Origin of the sequence: Mycobacterium sp. E183, assembly GCF_001667735.1 — a bacterium.
GTDB lineage: Bacteria > Actinomycetota > Actinomycetes > Mycobacteriales > Mycobacteriaceae > Mycobacterium.
The window spans coordinates 98,563-116,224 of sequence record NZ_LZJN01000142.1; the positions used below are offsets into that span (position 1 = coordinate 98,563).

The 17,662-nt window shown below is 66.8% G+C and carries 16 protein-coding genes; 10 read left to right on the top strand and 6 right to left on the bottom strand.

The window, feature by feature from the left end; all coding sequences use genetic code 11:
* Positions 1–136: 136 nt before the first annotated feature.
* Positions 137–967 carry a sugar phosphate isomerase/epimerase gene (locus tag A5691_RS16075; RefSeq protein ID WP_067750182.1) on the bottom strand — a complete coding sequence of 277 codons (831 nt, stop codon included), beginning with the start codon at positions 965–967 and terminating at the stop codon, positions 137–139.
* A 1-nt stretch (position 968) separates the two neighbouring features.
* Positions 969–1,583: a preprotein translocase subunit SecD gene (locus A5691_RS16080; protein ID WP_067780953.1), complete on the bottom strand. Its 615-nt coding sequence runs from the start codon at positions 1,581–1,583 to the stop codon at positions 969–971.
* Positions 1,584–1,732: 149 nt separating this feature from the next.
* On the opposite strand from A5691_RS16080, the gene A5691_RS16085 reads away from it, so the two are divergent.
* The 8 genes from A5691_RS16085 (at position 1,733) to A5691_RS16120 (ending at position 11,697) form a co-directional block, all read left to right on the top strand.
* Positions 1,733–2,419, top strand: coding sequence for a TetR/AcrR family transcriptional regulator (locus tag A5691_RS16085; protein WP_067889829.1), 687 nt, complete (start codon positions 1,733–1,735; stop codon positions 2,417–2,419).
* Positions 2,420–2,680: 261 nt separating this feature from the next.
* On the top strand, positions 2,681–3,883 hold the full coding sequence (locus A5691_RS16090; protein ID WP_067783909.1) for a cytochrome P450: 1,203 nt from the start codon (positions 2,681–2,683) through the stop codon (positions 3,881–3,883).
* Positions 3,883–4,719: a mycofactocin-coupled SDR family oxidoreductase gene (locus A5691_RS16095; protein ID WP_067889827.1), complete on the top strand. Its 837-nt coding sequence runs from the start codon at positions 3,883–3,885 to the stop codon at positions 4,717–4,719. The genes A5691_RS16090 and A5691_RS16095 overlap by 1 nt, the downstream gene beginning before the upstream one ends.
* A 29-nt stretch (positions 4,720–4,748) precedes the next feature.
* On the top strand, positions 4,749–5,717 hold the full coding sequence (locus A5691_RS16100; RefSeq protein WP_068016552.1) for an enoyl-CoA hydratase/isomerase family protein: 969 nt from the start codon (positions 4,749–4,751) through the stop codon (positions 5,715–5,717).
* 16 nt (positions 5,718–5,733) lie between these two features.
* Positions 5,734–8,067: a CoA transferase gene (locus A5691_RS27425; protein ID WP_082950358.1), complete on the top strand. Its 2,334-nt coding sequence runs from the start codon at positions 5,734–5,736 to the stop codon at positions 8,065–8,067.
* Complete coding sequence (locus A5691_RS16110; RefSeq protein WP_067783912.1) at positions 8,064–8,828, top strand: SDR family NAD(P)-dependent oxidoreductase; 765 nt, start codon at positions 8,064–8,066, stop codon at positions 8,826–8,828. Before A5691_RS27425 ends, A5691_RS16110 begins: the two co-directional genes overlap by 4 nt.
* Before the next feature lie 4 nt (positions 8,829–8,832).
* Positions 8,833–10,110 (top strand): hypothetical protein, encoded by a 1,278-nt coding sequence (locus tag A5691_RS16115; RefSeq protein ID WP_068016555.1) that lies wholly within the window; start codon positions 8,833–8,835, stop codon positions 10,108–10,110.
* Positions 10,111–10,506: 396 nt separating this feature from the next.
* Positions 10,507–11,697: an AI-2E family transporter gene (locus A5691_RS16120; RefSeq protein ID WP_231972779.1), complete on the top strand. Its 1,191-nt coding sequence runs from the start codon at positions 10,507–10,509 to the stop codon at positions 11,695–11,697.
* 65 nt (positions 11,698–11,762) lie between these two features.
* Here A5691_RS16120 and A5691_RS16125 read toward each other — a convergent pair whose 3' ends face one another.
* The 4 genes from A5691_RS16125 to A5691_RS16140 are packed head-to-tail and all read right to left on the bottom strand — an operon-like array spanning position 11,763 to position 16,117.
* The gene (locus A5691_RS16125; protein WP_067889821.1) at positions 11,763–12,617 is read right to left on the bottom strand and encodes an antibiotic biosynthesis monooxygenase; all 855 of its coding nucleotides are present in this window, start codon (positions 12,615–12,617) and stop codon (positions 11,763–11,765) included.
* Positions 12,618–12,642: 25 nt separating this feature from the next.
* Positions 12,643–13,644, bottom strand: coding sequence for a VOC family protein (locus tag A5691_RS16130; protein ID WP_067889817.1), 1,002 nt, complete (start codon positions 13,642–13,644; stop codon positions 12,643–12,645).
* Between the two features lie 20 nt (positions 13,645–13,664).
* Positions 13,665–14,510, bottom strand: coding sequence for an alpha/beta fold hydrolase (locus A5691_RS16135; RefSeq protein WP_067750202.1), 846 nt, complete (start codon positions 14,508–14,510; stop codon positions 13,665–13,667).
* 11 nt (positions 14,511–14,521) lie between these two features.
* On the bottom strand, positions 14,522–16,117 hold the full coding sequence (locus A5691_RS16140; protein WP_068016558.1) for a bifunctional 3-(3-hydroxy-phenyl)propionate/3-hydroxycinnamic acid hydroxylase: 1,596 nt from the start codon (positions 16,115–16,117) through the stop codon (positions 14,522–14,524).
* Between the two features lie 91 nt (positions 16,118–16,208).
* On the opposite strand from A5691_RS16140, the gene A5691_RS16145 reads away from it, so the two are divergent.
* Entirely contained in the window at positions 16,209–16,868 is a 660-nt protein-coding gene (locus tag A5691_RS16145) for a TetR/AcrR family transcriptional regulator (RefSeq protein ID WP_067783915.1), read from the top strand.
* Positions 16,865–17,653, top strand: a complete 789-nt coding sequence (locus tag A5691_RS16150; RefSeq protein WP_067889815.1) for a 2-keto-4-pentenoate hydratase — start codon at positions 16,865–16,867, stop codon at positions 17,651–17,653. The genes A5691_RS16145 and A5691_RS16150 overlap by 4 nt, the downstream gene beginning before the upstream one ends.
* The last annotated feature ends 9 nt before the right edge of the window (positions 17,654–17,662 follow it).

Genomic DNA, 17,662 nt, shown 5'->3' on the forward strand with positions numbered 1-17,662 from the left:
TCTGACCGCTGGACTGACAGGGACCATCACCGACCTTGGCGAACGGCGAATTCTGTTGCGCCGCTTTGCGTGAAGGCGGTGAATACGGGCACCCCACCGGTCGCCCTGTAGCCACCATCATGGTCATGGCGCAGTGTCACGGCATCTCGGACAGCAACCGCCGCGCCGCTTCTACGCATGGTCGCAGCCGGTCGATCGGGCTGACCCCGGACAACGCCAACGACCGTCGCGGTACCTCGATCTCGATCACGATGTCGGACGGGAGCGCGGAAAGGATGTCACGCAGGGGCAACTCGCCCTCGCCGGGCACCATGCGCTCAAACATGGCTTCTTCCATGTAGTTTTCGCTGCGCGGGCGCAGCGTGGTGTCGTTGAGTTGGGCGTACCCGATGCAAGCCGGGTCGATCGCGGCGAGATCGGCGGCGCCCGAACCCGAGCGGACCAGATGCATGGTGTCGATCAGCAAGCGGAAGTCGGGCCGCCCCACGTGTTCGAGCGCGGCGAGCGCCGTCGGCAGGTCGCCGACGGTCAGTCCCGGTACCGGTTCGAGGAGTGTCCGGATCCCGCGCTGGGCAGCCAGCTCCGTCAGCGCGGCGAATTGGTCGAAGCTGCGGGGAACGTCGGCATCGAGACTGACCACATTGATTCGGGGGACGTTCAGCTCTGCGAGCACGTCGAGATCCGGCCGGAACGCGCTCATGTCGGCGCCGGGCAGCACCAGGAAGCCGTCACCGAGCGAGATCGTCACGCCGCGGTCATTCATCGCGGCGAGCACCGTCCGACGCAGGCCGGCGTCGTCGGTGAGAGAGAAGCGGGGATAACCGAGCGGCACCAGCGGCATTCCCTGCAGCGCGGCGGAGACGAAATGGCAGCCGAGATCCGCGGCCAGGTTCACCAATTCGGCCGGGGGAAGGCCAAATACACTCAGCATCCCGATGCCGAGCCGATCCGTGCCCGTCGCGGTCATGTCACCCGGGACGACCGGCGAGTTGGGCCAATTGCGCGGCCCCCTCGGCCGTCTGGGTGGTCATGGCGATGCGCCCCGAAGTGACCGGGTCTTCGATGATCGGCGCCTCCAAAACGAGGTCGTCGCGGACAAACGCCACATGATCCTTCAAATGGCCAGCGGTATACGACGCCCACGCCGACGCCGATGGGGGGTCGAGGATCAGGGTCACGTCGTAGAAACCCGCCGTCAGCGACTTCGGCGGATCCACATGTATGAGCCCGAGCCGCATCGTCTCCGGGCCCAGCGTGTACAAGGTGGTCCGGCCGATATCGCACGCGGTGAACGCGTCGGTGGGCGCCACGGGATGGTTCGGGTCGGTGGTCGGGCATTTCTGCGGGCCGGCCGGCTGAGACTTGTTAACGGGGCGGACGGGCAGCGGCGCGATCTGCACGCTCGGTGCGGCTGTTGCGCTTGTGGTGGGTGTTTTGGTGGTTGTGGCGCTGGTGGTCGACGTGGTGGGCGCGGCCTGGTGTCGCGTCGAGTGGCAGCCGCACACCACTGAGAAGAGCAGGCCGGCGCACGTCAGGCCGGCCACCACCGCGCGAACCTTCGCCTCGCCTCGCCGTCGGATCATTCGGCCCATTGTTCCAGCCGAAAAAAAGACCGCGGCGATGCGTGCGCAGTCGTCCTACGGCACCGGTTTCGCCCGCGCTCGGGGGTCATGAAGCGCACCCGGCCCTTTACTGACACTACGAATATAGAGTAGCGTGTCGCTCCAAGACGATGGACAAACGCCGAAAGCCCAATCCGGGGGAGCGCCGCCGCGACTTATGCGATGCGGCCATTCAGCTGTTGGCCGACGACGGCGCGAAGGGCTTGAGCCATCTCAAGGTCGACCGCAAGGCCGGCGTCCCCGACGGCACCACGTCGTTTTACTTCCGCACCCGCTCCGCGCTGCTGAGCGCGGTGGCCGAGCGGCTGGCCGAGCTGGACCTCGCCGACCTGCAGTCCGTCGCCGACGACTCGGACGGCAGGGGTGAGAACCCGTCGCCCTCCCGGCTGTCCCAGGTGGTCATCCGATCCGGCGACGAGCCGCAGTTGTTCCGGACCAAGGCGCGCTACGAGCTGACGATGCAGGCCGCGCGTGATCCGTCACTGGCCGCGATCCTGCAGCGGGCCACGGACGAATTCACCAAGCTGCACCGTGAAATCCTGGTTCAGCTCATGCCGCACGGCGCGGACCTGGAACCCGCCGTCGTCGAGGACCTGAGCAACGTGACGCTGACGTTCATCAACGGGCTGCTCGTGCGGTTCGCCCACGGTGACCGGATCGTCGACACCCCCGAGCGGCTGGACGGGATCTTGTCGGCCATCGCGGCCGGCATTCTGCACAGCCCGCACCAGGGCCGGCTGACCAGTGCGGATGGGCGGGGCCAAGCCGGGGCGCACCGGGCCACGGCGCTCGGATGAGCGGCCCGTGCACGCACACCTCGGCGGCGGGTTGTGCGGCATGGGGTCTTGCCAGACCATTGCCCATATGGTTCTCTACGAGAATAGAGTTAGGCCACGTTGACGGGCCGATTTCAGCCCAGCCCGTTCCCATGTCTGAGCAAAGCAGTTAAGCGGAGTGTACAAATTGCCCGACCCGGATCCAGCGCTGCACTCCTGGCAGCGCGGGCGCTGCGCAAGCCGTACCAACACCCGGGAAGCGTCAGCGGTAGGAGGGATTTCGTGACGACGAGCACCGATAGCCATGTGCGATTCGACCCGTACGACGTCGAGCTGATCGCCGATCCGTACCCCATGTTCAAGCGCCTGCGTGACGAGGCGCCGCTGTATTACAACGCCGAATACGATTTCTACGCGCTGAGCCGATTCGCGGATGTAAACAAGGCAATCATCGACCACGGCACTTACAGCTCCGCAAGGGGCGTGATCATGGAACTGATCAAGGCCAACCTCGAGATCCCGTCGGGGATGCTGATCTTCGAAGACCCGCCGATCCACGACGTGCACCGCAAGCTGCTGTCGCGCATGTTCACCCCCCGAAAGATCGCCGCGCTCGAGCCGATGATCCGAGAGTTCTGCGCACAAGCGCTCGATCCGCTGGTGGGGTCGGGGCGGTTCGACTTCGTCACCGACCTGGGCGCGATCATGCCGATGAAGGTGATCAGCGCGTTGCTCGGCATCCCCGAAGAAGATCAGGAATACATCCGCGATCGCGGCAATGCTCAGTTGCGCACCGAGCCCGGTAAGCCGATGAGCGCCGCCGAGCACGGCCTCTCGGTGGGCGAGCAGTTCGAGGCCTACATCGACTGGCGCGCCGACAACCCGTCGGACGACATCATGACCGAGCTGCTCAACGTCGAATTCGTCGACGAGACCGGGACCACGCGGCGGCTGAGGCGCGAAGAAATCCTGGTGTACCTCAACGTGGTGGCGGGGGCCGGCAATGAAACGACCACGCGCCTGATCGGTTGGGCCGGAAAGGTTCTCGCCGAGCACCCGGAGCAGCGCCGTGAACTCGTCGAAAACCCCGCACTGATCCCGCAGGCCATCGAGGAGTTGCTGCGCTTCGAGCCGCCCGCGCCGCACATGGCGCGTTATGTCACGCGCGACGTGAGCCTCTACGACCAGACGGTGCCGGAGGGCAGCGTAATGCTGATGCTGATCGGTGCTGCGTGCCGCGACGAGCGGCAGTTCGGCCCCGACGCAGGCGAATTCAACATTCATCGTCCCGCCCGTCCGCACCTCACGTTCAGCGTGGGCGCCCACTTCTGCCTGGGTTCGGCGCTGGCGCGGCTGGAAGGCCGCGTCGCCCTCGAGGAAATCCTCAAGCGCTTCCCGCAGTGGGAGCCCGATCTGGCCAACGCAACACTCAGCCCGACGTCGTCGGTCCGGGGCTGGGAAACTCTGCCCACCGTGGTGCCCTGATGACCGGCCGGGTCGAGGGCAAGGTCGCGTTCGTCAGCGGCGCCGCCCGCGGCCAGGGCCGCAGCCATGCGGTGCGCTTGGCGCAGGAGGGCGCCGACATCATCGCGGTCGACGTCTGCGGGCCGATCGAGAACCTGGCCTACCCGCACTCGGTGCCGGAAGACCTGGCCGAGACGGCCGACTTGGTGAAAGCCCACGACCGTCGCATCGTCACCGCGCAGGTGGACGTCCGCGACTACGAGGGCCTGCGGTCCGCGCTGGACGACGGTGTGGAACAGCTCGGGCGGCTCGACATCATCGTCGCGAACGCGGGCGTGGGCACCGACGGCAGGAAGCTGCACAAGATCCGCGAGAACGTCTGGCAGGACATAATCGACATCAACCTGACCGGCGTCTGGCACACGGTCAAAGCGGGCGTCCCGCAGATTCTTTCGGGCGGCCGCGGCGGGTCGATCGTGCTCACCAGCTCGGTCGGCGGGCGCAAGGCGTACCCGAATACCGGCCACTACATCGCGGCCAAACACGGCGTCATCGGCCTGATGCGCGCCTTCGCCGTCGAGCTCGGCCAGCACATGATCCGCGTCAATTCGGTGCTACCCACCCAGGTCAGCACCACGATGGTGATGAATGACAACACGTTCCGGCTCTTCCGCCCCGACCTGGAGAATCCGGGGCCGGAGGACTTCGCCCCCATCTCGCAGATGATGCACACGCTGCCGGTGCCCTGGGTGGAAGCCGCGGACATCAGCAACGCGGTCCTGTTCCTCGCCTCTGACGAATCGCGTTATGTCACTGGCGTTTCGCTTCCCGTCGACGCGGGCAGCTTGCTCAAGTAGCGCCAATACAAGAGAAGTTGGAGAAGCCGATGCCCGAATACGACTACGAAGAGATGAAGAAGGAAGCCGAGCCGTACATCAAGTTCGAGAAGGACAAGAAGAGCCGGATCGCCTATATCACGTTCAACCGCCCCGAGGAGCTCAACTCCACGACCTTGGGAATGCGTCAGAACTACGCCGACCTGATCCACAAGTGCAACGTGGACGACGACGTCAAGGTCGTCGTGATCCGCGGCGAGGGAGAGGATTTCGGCAGCGGCGGCGACCTGCCCGAGCAGCGGGGCATGCTGGAAAATCCCGGCATGCCGCTGCTGCACGAACTGGCGATCAACGACGACGACGTGAAGTACCCGCCCGGCGGATCGTATCGGTACCTGTCCACCGTCACCGACTTCTACGCGAAGGCCCGTGCGGGCAACCGGCCGCTTCAGGAACTGCGCAAGATCAGCATCATCGAGGCCAAGGGCTACTGCTACGGCTGGCACTTCTACCAGGCCGGCGATGCCGACCTGGTGATCGCCTCGGACGACGCCCTCTTCGGGCACCCGGCCTTCCGTTACGTGGGTTGGGGCCCGCGCCTGTGGTGGTGGGCCGAGACAATGGGCCTGCGCAAGTTCTCCGAGATGCTCTTCACCGGAAGACCATTCAGCGCCAAAGAGATGTACGAGTGCGGCTTCGTCAACAGCGTGGTGCCGCGGGAGAAGCTGGAAGCAGAGACGCTGAAATACGCGATGGCGTGCTCCCGCTCTCGCCCGACCGACACGGTCGCCGTGCAGAAGACGTTCCTGGAGCTCTACAAGCAGCATAAGGGCGAATACTTCGGCAGCCTGCTCACCGGCATGGTCGAAGGCATGCTGCCGATGATCGCCAACGACGCCGAGGAAGTCGACCTGACCGCCGGAACCTTCGAGAAGGGCCTCAACAACGTCGTCAAGGACAACGACCTGAACTTCCCGCCGGAGTGGCGCCTGAGCCGCTCGGGTCGCGCGAAGCCCTGACCTTCGGGGAGCTCGCATGTCGGCGCTGACGGGTTTCCGGGTGATTGAGCTGGCCGGATCCGTAGCGGTCGAGTACTGCGGAAAACTGTTGGCCGACTTCGGCGTCGAGATCATCAAGGTCGAGGCTCCGGAGGGCGGCAGCCCGACGCGGGCGATGGCCCCCATCCTGGCCGACGGGTGCGACGGCAGCGGGCTGTTCGCGTACCTGAACACCAACAAAAGGTCTGTCGTGCTCGATCGCGGTACCGCTTGCGGCGCCGAGTCCCTGCACAAGCTCATCGGCACCGCCGACGCGGTCATCGGAGATGGTGCTACCGACTGGTCCGCCCAGTATCCGGATGTGGTGTTCTGCTCGATCGCGCCGTTCGGACGGGGCGCGCCACCCGAATCCGCCAATGCCAAGAGCATCAACGTGTTCCATGCCAGCGGTTGGGGCTACCACACGCCCAGTCACCCGGATCTCAGCAAGCCGCCACTGCAGGGGCCCGGCCGGTTCCTCGCCGACTACGAAGCGGGGCTGGATGCCGCGCTCTGCGTGACCGCGTCCCTATTCGGGCGACTGCACAGCGGTCGAGGCGAGTCCATCGACATCTCCGGGCACGCGGTGCTGGCCTCCCGCGCCGACTGCATTCTGGGGCGATTCATCACCGGGGAGGTGACCGCCGCGGGTCACCGCGGCGACTTCGACCAAGCAGGCCCCGCAGCGTTTTTCGGGTGCGCCGATGGCTTCGTCTACCTCTACATGACCAGCCGCGCCCACTGGCTCGGCCTGAAAGAACTGATGGGTCAACCCGGCTGGCTGGCTGCTTTCGAGGATGACTGGCTGGAGTTCTTCGTGACCGCCGAGAAGGTTGCCGCATTCCATCGCGGCTTCGCGGCATGGATTCGGGACCTTGCCAAGGACGACGCCTCCGACCGGGCCCAGCGACTGGGGGTGCCGCTGGTGCCGGTGAACGACGCCGCGAACCTTCATGACTCGCCGCAATACCGGCATCGCGGCTTCTTCCAGTGGGTGCGCCACCCGGTGCTGGGCGACGCGGCATACCCGACGGTGCCGTACGCGCTCAGCGCGTCACCGGCTCGAATCACCGATCCCGCACCGACGCTCGGTCAGCACACGCGGCGGGTGCTGGACCGCATCGATTCGGTGCGGCCGCGGCCGCAGGTCGCGTCGCCGCAGTTGAAGCCCCCGATGATTCCGCGGGGCGGGCCGCTGGAGGGGGTGCGGGTCGTCGAGCTCACCAAGGTGTGGGCCGGCCCGTATGCCGGCAAGCTGCTCGCGATGCTGGGCGCCGAGGTCGTCAAGATCGAAACCGCGGGCAGCCCCGAGGAGATGCGCGCTTACGGCGGCACCGACATCAACCACGCGCCGTACTTTCTGAGCATCAACCCCGAAATCCTCAGCGTGGACCTGGACATCAAGTCCGCCGAGGGCATGTCGCGGCTGCGGGAGCTGATCGGCCGCAGCGACGTCGTGCTCAACAACCTTCGCCCGGGCGCGATGGAACGCCAGGGCCTGGGGTACGCGCAACTGAGGGAGATCAAACCGGACATCATCTCGGTGTCGATCAAGATGTGGGGCAACGACGGGCCACTGGGCCACCAAACCGGTTACGCGCCCTGCTTCGCCGCCCTGGCGGGGCTGGCCTCGCTGGTCGGCTACCGCGGCGGCCCGCCGCTTGGAACCAGCATGCGTTACGGCGATTCGACCGTCGGAGCGGCGGCCGCGTACGCCGCCGTGGTCGCGCTGCTTCATCGTGAACTGACCGGCGCAGGCCAATTCGTCGACATATCAGCGGTGGAGACCCTGTCGTCCATGATCGGCGACCGGCTCCTCGAGCAAGCGCTGACCGGCCGTCGCCTCGAGCCCAGCGGCAACGATCATCCGGACATGTGCCCGCACGGCTGCTACACGTGCGCGGACGGTGCCTGGATTGCCGTGGCGGTCACCGACGACGCGCAATGGCGGGCGTTGTGCGAGGTGCTCGGCGCCGAGTCGCTCGCAAGCGAGGGCCGTTACGCGCGCATGGACCAGCGGCGGCACCACGCCGAGACGCTCGATGCATGTCTTACCCAACTCACCCGACGCCATGACGCCGAGCGCCTGGCGCAGCGCCTGCGCGCGGCCGGGGTTCCGGCCGGCAAGAGCGCCACCTCGCTCGACGTGATCAGTGATCAACGGCTGTGGGACCGCGAGCTGTATCGATTCGTCAGCGATCATCGTGAGGGCCAGCGCCCGATCGTCGGGCCGTCCTGGCGGATGGCCCGCAGCCAGGCGCGCATCGCCCGCGGCGCGCCGGACCTGGGCGAGCACACCGAGTATGTGCTGCACGGGATACTGGGCGCATGACGGCGACACTTGCACGTACCGCGGCCCTGGTCACCGGCGCCAGCAGCGGGATCGGCGCCGCGACGGCGAAGGCGCTGGCCGCCGAGGGCGCGGCGGTGGCCCTGCTCGCGCGCCGCGCGGACCGGCTCGCGGAACTGAAAGCCGACATCGAATCCACCGGGGGCACAGCGCTTGCGGTGACCGCCGACGTCACCGATGCCGAACAGGTGTCGGCGGCCGTCCAGCGCGCGGTGACGGAGTTCGGCCGGCTGGACACGGTGGTGAACAACGCCGGGTTGATGCAGTCCGGCCCCGCGGCCGAGGCGTCGCTGCGCGATTGGGACGCCATGTTGACGGTGAACGTGCAAGGGGTCCTGTACGTCAGTCGAGCGGCGCTCCCGCACCTGATCAACGCCGCGGCCGACTCACCGCGCGGTGTCGCCGATCTGGTCACCATCAGCTCGACGGCCGGTTGGGTCGCCCGGCCCAACACGGCCGTCTACTCGTTGACGAAGTTCGGTGTGAATGCTTTCAGCGAGGGCATTCGGCAAGAGGTGCTCGGCCAGCGGGTGCGTGTCGGCGTCGTCGGCCCCGGAACGGTCGACACCGAGATCTTCGGTCACCTGGCCGAATCGTCCCGGGAAGCGTTCGAGCGCCAGACCGCGGGCATGGTCAAGTTGCGGCCCGAAGACATCGCCGACGCGGTGCTGTTCATGGTGACTCGTGATCGCCGGGTGGCGGTCAACCACATGCTGGTGCGTGCGGCCGAACAAACCTGGTAGTCGGTTGAATTCGCATTGGGCTGTGGGCGACCACTACGGGTTGGCGTTTCCGGCCGACGCGGCGGCGCTGCACACCGGCGGTGCGCGCTTTCTCACCGAGGCGTTTCTGGCATCGGGAGCGATGCGGGACAACAGTGTCAGTCGCGTCACCGGTTTCCGCGAGGTGACCGGGGGCAGCACCGGCCGGAAAGTCGCGCTCTCGGTCGAATACGCCCAGCCCGCACCGAACCTGCGCACGGATTTGTTCGTCAAGTTCTCGCGTGACTTCGACGAGCCGGCGCGCGATCGCGGCAAGACACAGATGGAGCCGGAGGTGCGGTTCGCCGCACTGTCGAGGGCGCCGGGTTTTCCGATCGCGGTGCCCGAGCCGCAATTCGCCGACTATCACCGCCATACCGGCACCGGGATCCTGATCAGCAGGCGGATTCGATTCGGCGAGAACGGAATCGAGCCCCATTACCACAAGTGCCTCGACTACGAGATGCCCCGGCCCTTGGAGCATTACCGGGCATTGCTCACCGCGCTGGCCCGGCTCGCCGGGACCCACCGGTCCGGGCGGTTGCCGGCGGCATTGACCGAACACTTTCCGCTGGACGTGGCCGCGGCGACGGTGGGGGAGCGTGCGCCGCTGTCGGCGGACAAGCTGGAACGCCGACTGGAAGAGCTGGCCGAATTTGCGCGGGCCCATAGCGGATTGCTGCCGGCCGGTTCGGCGGAATTGACGGCCCGCCTGCGTGACGACGTGCCGCGGTTCGCGGACCACGAGCACGAGATCACCCGCCTTCTGGCCGGCGACTCCGACTATGTCGCGCTGTGCCATTGGAACGCCAACATCGACAACGCGTGGTTCTGGCGCGACACGGGCGGCGTTCTGCGCTGCGGCCTGATGGATTGGGGGTGCGTCGGGCAGATGAACCTGGGCATGGCGATCTGGGGAGCCATGTCGGGCGCCGAAACCGATTTGTGGGCAGCCCATCTCGACGAACTGCTACGGCTGTTCGCGACCGAGTTCCGTCGTTGCGGTGGGCCGGAACTCGATCCGGTTCGGTTGCGCCGGAACACCTTGCTCTACGCGGCGACCATGGGCGTTGCCTGGCTCCTTGGTGTGCCGGGAATGATCCGGAAACGCTTCGAGGCCATTCCGAACAGCCGCACGCATCCCCTGATCCGCGACGACGAGAGCGTGCGGGCACCGCTGCAGATGCTGTCGAACCTTCTGTTCGTGTGGGAACGGCATCGCGTGGCCACGCTGCTCGATGACGCACTCGCCGATGGCGATTGAGCTACGGCTCATCGTCGTCGCCATCTCGAAGCATCGGGTGCTGAAAAGTGTTGGTGCGGGGCTGACCGCGGTCCAAGCGCGTGGGCGGATCGAGGCGGCCGCCGCCTCGCAGCTGCCGGGCAGCGCCCACGACGACCGCAGCCACCATTCCGCGCGCTACCCAGCCTGCGGCCCTCGCCATTCCTCACCCCCCCGGCCGGCTCAGCAAGGGGACCGGAATACGAGTCTCGACTGGAAAATCGCCCGAAGGGACACCACCGGGGTCGACGGCGGCCACGGACTTCGTTCGAGTGGGATCTGTGATTTTGGCCCGGGTCGGATAGCTCAGCGTCACTGTTAAAGACGACGCCGCGGACATCGTGGGTTCATTCCCTGCTGACGAACGGAGTTGGGACAGTGGAGAACAACAACAAGGGCCCGGCCGGCGGTAAGGACCTCGCCGATCGGGGCCATCACCGCCGCGTGGGTCGCCCGCACCGCGACGAGGAAGGGGCGATCGCGGCCGCCGAAAACGCCGCGGCGCGACTACGATCGGACAGCCACCCGTTCGGTACCCGGGGTCAACGATTCGATCGGCGTTCGCCGTTCTATCTGGGGCTGACGGCCTCGGCCGGTGTGGCAGTCACCTATGGGGCGGTGCGGATGCTCGGGGCAGCGTCCTCGGTTCTGGTCTTGATCGGGGCGGCGATATTTTTTGCCCTCGGGCTTGAGCCTGCGGTGTCTGGGCTAGTGAACCGCAAACTGCCGCGCTGGGCCGCGGTAAGCCTCGTGGTCGTGACCGTGTTTGGGGTCCTCGCCGGTGCCGTGGCGGCGGCGGTCCCCCCGCTGGTGCAGGAAGCCCGTCAATTCGTCGAGCAGGTCCCACATTTTCTTCAGCAGGCACAGAGCCGCTCCACCGTGATCGGGGGACTAAACGAGCGCTTCCATGTTCAACAGCGGATCGGCGACATGCTCCACAATTCGGGCTCGCCAGCCGTTGGGGGCCTCCTCAAGGCCGGGGAGACCATCTTCGGAGCACTGTCACACGTCGGGATTGTGGCCGTGCTCACCGTCTACTTTCTGGCCGAACTGCCGCGGATCCGATCGACCATGTATCGGTTGGTCCCGAAGTCGCGGCGACCGCGCGCGATCCTCATCGGCGACGAGGTGATGGCGAAGTTCGGTGACTACGTTTTCGGCAATGTGCTGACCTCTGTCATCGCCGGGGCGGCAACGTTCGCATGGTGCTTCGTCCTGCATGTTCCATATGCGGTGCTGCTCGGGCTGTTCGTCGCGATCATCGATCTATTCCCCTATGGGTCAACGGTCGGCGGGTTTGTGGTCGCGCTGGTGGCGCTGACGGTGTCCATCCCGGTCAGTATCGCCACTGTGGCTTTCTACGTCGCCTTCCGGTTGGCCGAGGACTACCTGTTGACGCCCAAGATCATCGGGCGTGCGGTGAGAGTGCCCGGAGGAGTGACCGTGTTCGCCGTTCTCATCGGCGCGGCGCTGCTCGGGGTAGTAGGGGCGTTGGTCGCGATACCCGTCGCCGCGGCAGTCCAGCTTCTGGTTTCGGAACTCCTCTTTCCGACGCTGGATGAAGCATGATGGGGTCCGCCCCACCGGCGCGTGGCCCGGACCGTCCCATGCGGCTCGACATTTCGGCCGATGAGTTAGGTCAGCCACCCTCGTAGCGCACGGGTGATTAGCGGCATCACGAGCCATGTCAGGATCGCCACGTTTGCCACCGCGGTCAGCGGCACCACGGCCCACAGTGGAAGGTCGGGGGCGGTCGACTGGCGGACAGCGGTGACCAGAAGTGATACCGGTATCAATCCGGCGATCACTGCGATCGCTTGTTTCCATTGTTTGGGTCCCGCCCCCGGCGGGCTAAACCAGCCGGCGTAGCCACCGACGACGTTGACGGTTCGCTCGCTTTCGGTCAGCGCCGACATGGCGCGCAGAATGTTCCGGCGTTGCGCAGACCTCATCCAGCGGTCGAGATCGTCGCGGGTGTGAAACGTCAGCAGCGCCACCGTGTCCGGTTGAGCGCCCGCGACGGCCGGGATGAGTTGGTGGCGAATAAGACCACCCAGCGCGCCGGCGGCCGCCACGGCATTCTCGTGGAGCTCGCGGTGGGCCTTTTCGGCTCCCTGGCGTAAACGGACAGCACTGATCAGGGTGACGCTATCGGTTCGGGGTTGAACGATGCGTTGCTCTATAGGCCGATCCTTAAGATATGCGTCGCATTCAGCGATCAAGGCCGCGCGCTGTGCAGAGCACAGCCACGCATCAAGGTCTCGCTCTGACCGAAACTGATAGATCACCACCCACTCGCACGGGTGGTTCTCGTCGGGTGGCTGCACGCTCATGCCGATGTAACCGGAAGACCGCTCGATTGCCCGGCGCAGGCGGCGCAGCCAGCGTCGAAACCGCCGGTTTTCGTTGTCGCTTACTCGCCGCGATATGACCACGGTGGCATAGCCGGGACCGTGAGACGTCACCGCGCCGGCGGCGGTGGCGCTCATGACGGCATGATCCGGCTCGCTTACCTCAGTCGTCGGCGATCGCCGGGGAACTGAGCGCGGGGACGGTGTCCTCGCGATGCAGCACCGACCGCGCGGCCACGGCGAACATCTCGAGCTTGTCGACCACGGTCTGCCCCTCCAGCTTGTGCCCCCAGATGCTGATGCCCTGGTGGGTCGTCGGCTTCCAGACGGGCTCGTCGACGACGATCGGGTTCCAGCCGACCTCCCACTCGAATCCCGACGGGGTCATCGCGTAGTACGACAGTTCCTTGTCGTTGGTGTGCTGCCCGACCGACATCGTCATCTCGAAACCCAGTGCCTTGACGCGCTGATACGACGCCACCATGTCGTCGAGCGTGGCGGCTTGGACGTTCACGTGTTGCACCCGCGTGCGAATCGGGTTGACGGGCAACATGTTCACGGACGCGATCGCCACGGAGTGGTGACGTTCGTTGACGCGCAGGAAGCGGACCTTCAGCTTCAGGCCGTTGATCGTCTCGTCGATGTAGTCCGACAGGCGCGCGTTGAACACGTGGTCGTAGTAGCCCCGCATCTCGTGCGGCTTCTTCGTGAAGATCGCCACGTGGCCCAATCCGCCCGCGCCGGTGACGAACCCGCTGCCCGGTATATCCAGCGCCAGCGGCGCCGTGCGGGCGGTGGTGTACACCTCCTGGGTCAGCCCGTTGGGTCCGGGGAACCGCAGGAAGCGCTCCACGCCGCGGAGTTTGGCGTCGTCGTCGGAGCCCTCCACGGCCGGCACGCCGTGGTCGGTGACCCGCCGGCAGATTTCGTCGAAGGTGGCGTGGTCGTCGAGATGCCAACCGAAGGCGACGACGTCCTCCGCCGGCCCCTGCCGCAGCAGGAAGCGACATTCGTTGGCGTCCAAGCGAAACCGCATCGTGTCGGGCAGCATCTCGTCGAGGTGCATGCCGATCGCGTCGCGGCCGAAGCGCTTCCAGTCGGCGAACTTGTTGGTTTCGATCACGACATAGCCCAGGTGGACGTTGCCGAAGACGTCAGTGGTCATGAGATTCTCCTTACAGATGGTCAGGCCGTCAGGAACGCGGTGGTGACGGCGTTGAAGAAGTCGGCGCGTTCCCACTGGACCCAGTGGCCCGTGTTCGCCGTGATGAGCACGTCGGCGTTGGGCATCCGCTCGCCCAGCATTGCCGCGCCGCTGGGCTTGTTGACCTTGTCGTCACGTCCCCAGATGACGAGCGTCGGGGTGTTCAGGTGCTTGAGCCGGCGGTCGCGGGTGAAGTCCATTCGCCACAACACCCTTGGGCCCGTCGGCCGTTGCAGGGGCGGATTGGCGACGACCTCGGGCTCGATCGACGACTGGTAGCGCGCCTCGATCAGGGCCTCCGGGACGGATTCGCCGTCGTACACCAGATACGAGCGGATGAAGGTGCGCAGCTTTTCGGGGCTGGGCCCGTCGCCGCCGTAGTACGACAGCAGGCTTTTCAGCCCCGCGGTCGGCAGCCCACGGCTCGTCCCGACACCGCCCGGCCCCATCAGCACGAGTTTGTCGACCCGATGCGGGCTGTCCAGGGCGAGGCGCAACGCGCAGGCACCGCCGAGGGAGTTGCCGACCAGGTGCGCGCGCTGGATGCCGAGTTGGTCGAACATGCCGCGGATGTGCTCGGCCAGGTAGCCGAACGGATCGTCGCGATCGACCCCCTTGGACGAGCGGCCGTAGCCGGGCATGTCGGGGACGATCACGCGGAAGTTCTCGGCCAGCGGCTCGATGTTCTGCGAATAGTTCGACACGCCCGACGCGCCCGGGCCGCCGCCGTGCAGGAGGACCACCGGTGGGCCGTCCCCAGCCTCGACGAGGAAGATGTCTTTCCCGTTGACGCGCACGGTGCGCTCGATCATGGTGTTGCTGGTCATCGAATCCGTCCTTAAACCGTGGCGATCGCAAGTGCGGCGTTGCCGGGCGCAGCGGGTCGCCGCTCAATAAATCCGGCCGGGGGCCCCGGCAACCGCTGGTCTTCCTTTGCGGCGGCGTAGACGAACCCGTCGGGCCGCACCACCACCACCGACGCGCCGCGCTTGTCGAGCCAGCGCGTGAGAATGCCGTCGGCGTCCACGACGCTGTCAGCGCTCGGAACCGCCCCGGGCACAAGGATTTTCAGGACGGGGACGCCCGCCTCACGCCACTCCCGCAGATCGGGGGCCGGCCCGAGGTGCAGCACGGTCCAGCGGCCGCCGATGACGTCGTCCAGGCGGACGGCGTCACCCTTCTCCTCGACCACCCACGGCTGCTGGATGAGCCAGCCGACGGCACCGTTTCCGTTGTGCGCCAACAAACCCTTCTGGTAACGCGCGTCGGGCAGCCAGCGGTGCTGGCGGAGCCAGGACGTGAACCCGGGCACCTTGCTCGCGGTGCGGAAGAAGTGGTTTCGCACGGCGGCGCGCCGCGGGTCGCGTTGGATGATCAGCTTGCCCGTCTTGACCGCGCGGTTGGTGACCTCCTTCACGTGTGGCATCCGCTCAGCCTGGTAGGTGTCCAGCACCGACTCGGGCAGCGACCCGTTCAGCACCGCGGCCAGCTTCCAGCACAGGTTCGCCACGTCGCGAACACCGGCGCACATGCCCTGGCCGATCCACGGTGGCATCGCGTGCGCGGCGTCCCCGGCCAGGAAGACGCGGCCGACGCGCCACCGGTCGGCGAAGCGGACGTGGTGGCTGTAGCAGGCGAACCCGAGGATCTTCACGTTGTCGGGCGAGATCCCCTGCCCCCGCAGCACCTTCCAGATCGCCTCCTCGGAGAGGAGGTCCTTCTCGTCCTCCTCGTCTCGCACCGGGAACTCCCACCGGTGGTGACCCAGCGGGGTGGGGCAGTCGACGGTCGGCCGCTCCGGGTTGCAGTGAAAGCGCAGCCGGTCGTGGCCCGGCCATTCCTTGAGCACCTTGGTGTCGATGACGATCCAGCGCTCCCCGTAGGTGCGCCCGCTGAAACCGATGCCCAGCTGGCCGCGGATGAAGCTCGACCCACCGTCCGCGGCGATCACGTACGACGCCCAAATCCGGCGGAACTCGTCGGCGCGAAGATCGGCCAGCATGAGTTCGACGTGATCGTCACGCTGGACCACCCGCAGGCACTCGTGCTCGAGGAGGACCGTGACGTTGGGGAAGCGGTCCACCCCTTCGCGCAGCACCTTCTCCAGTGCCGGCTGGTAGATGAACTGTTGCGGCGGGTGGCCGTTGCCCCGCGACACCGGCAGGAGCCGCACGAACGGGACGCCGTCGGCGTCGACGAAGTTGGCGCCGTTGCCGGGCTGCATGTCGGCGTTGAGCCGGTCGGCCAGGCCGACCTGTTGCCAGATGCGCACGACCTCTTCGTCGGTGGAGATGGCCCGCGCGCGTACGTAGATGTTCGGATCGCGCTCGACGACGACGACCTTGAGGCCCAGCTGGCCGAGCAGGTTGGCGGCGGTGACGCCGACCGGCCCGTACCCGACGATCGCTACGTCATGAATCGGTTGGTCTGACATGAGGGGAACCTTCGGTGGAGAAGTTGTTAATGTAGTGCTCCATACAGTAAGCTCTCGATAGCGTGATCGTCAACACCCCGGAGGAGGGAATGTGGCACAGAAAAAATCGGCCGGTCCTGAGGCCGCCGAACCCCGTGCTCAGCGGCGCACGCGGGCCAATGGCGAGCAGTCGCGCGAGCGGATCCTGGACGCGGCGACCGAGGTCGCCACGGAACGCGGCTACGACGGCACCACGATCTCACTGGTCAGCAAGAAGAGCGGCCTGCCTCCGACTTCCATCTACTGGCATTTCGCCGACAAGGACGACCTGATCGCGGCAGTCATCGAGCGCAGCTTCCAGCGCTGGCTGGCCGAGCTCGACCTGACAGAAGTGACGCCGGACCGCGAGTGGATGACGGAGTTCGGCGGCCGGGTCGCCAAGGCCCTGCTCGATGCGCCGGACTTCCTCCGCCTCGGGCTGATGCTGAGCCTGGAGCGTCGGCCCGTCGAACCGCGGGCCAGGGAGATGTTCCTCGAGGTGCGCGATCGCGCGTTCCACCGGTTCGCGGAGATGGTGCGGCAGCTTGCCCCGGAGCTCGGCGACGAAGGTGTGCACCTGCTAACCACCTACGCGATTGCCGGCGCCGACGGGTTGTTCATCGCCAAGGAAGTCGGCGGGGACTCCGTCGATCTGGTCAGGCTGTTGGACCTGCACGTCCGCATCGTCTTCGACATGGCGGCCAAGCTGCTCGAACCGGGGGAGCCGGCATGACCGTTCAATCCGCTCAGCTGACCGACGCCGCACAACTGCTCTTCGACGCGCAGAGCACCCGCGTCCCGATCGAGCCGCTGACGCAGATGTATCCGAATATGACGGTGGCCCAGGCGTATTCGGTGCAGCGCGCCAACATGGTCCGCTATCTCGCCGAGGGTCGCACGCTGCGCGGCCACAAGATCGGCATCACCTCCGCGCCCATGCAGCAGCTGCTGGGGGTCGACGAGCCCGATTTCGGCTACGTCCTCGACAGCATGGTGCTCCCCGACGCGGCGACCGTGCCGGTCACCGCGTTCTGCGCGCCGCGCGTCGAGCCTGAGGTCGCCTTCCTGATGCGCGCGCCGCTGCGCGGGCCGGGCGTGACGATCGGCGACGTGCTGGCCGCCACCGAGGCCGTCGCCCCGGCGTTGGAGATCGTTGACAGCCGGATCGCCGATTGGCGGATCACGTTGGCGGACACCGTGGCCGACAACGCGAGCTCCGGTGCGGTGGTGCTGGGCGAGTGGGTGCCGATCGGCCGGGCGCCGGCGCTCCCCGAGACCACCGCGACACTCGTCGTCAACGGCGTGACCGTCGCCACGGGCGCGGGCACCGCCGTGCTGGGTCATCCCGCCGCCGCCGTCGCCTGGCTGGCCAACGCGGTCGCGAAATACGGCACTGCCATCGAGGCCGGCGCGTTCGTCATGTCCGGCTCGTATACCACGGCGCCGTTCGTCGGCGCGGGAGATCGGGCGTCGGCGGCGGTCAGCGGGCTCGGCGCCGTTAGCGTGACTTTCGAGTAGGGAGCAGTT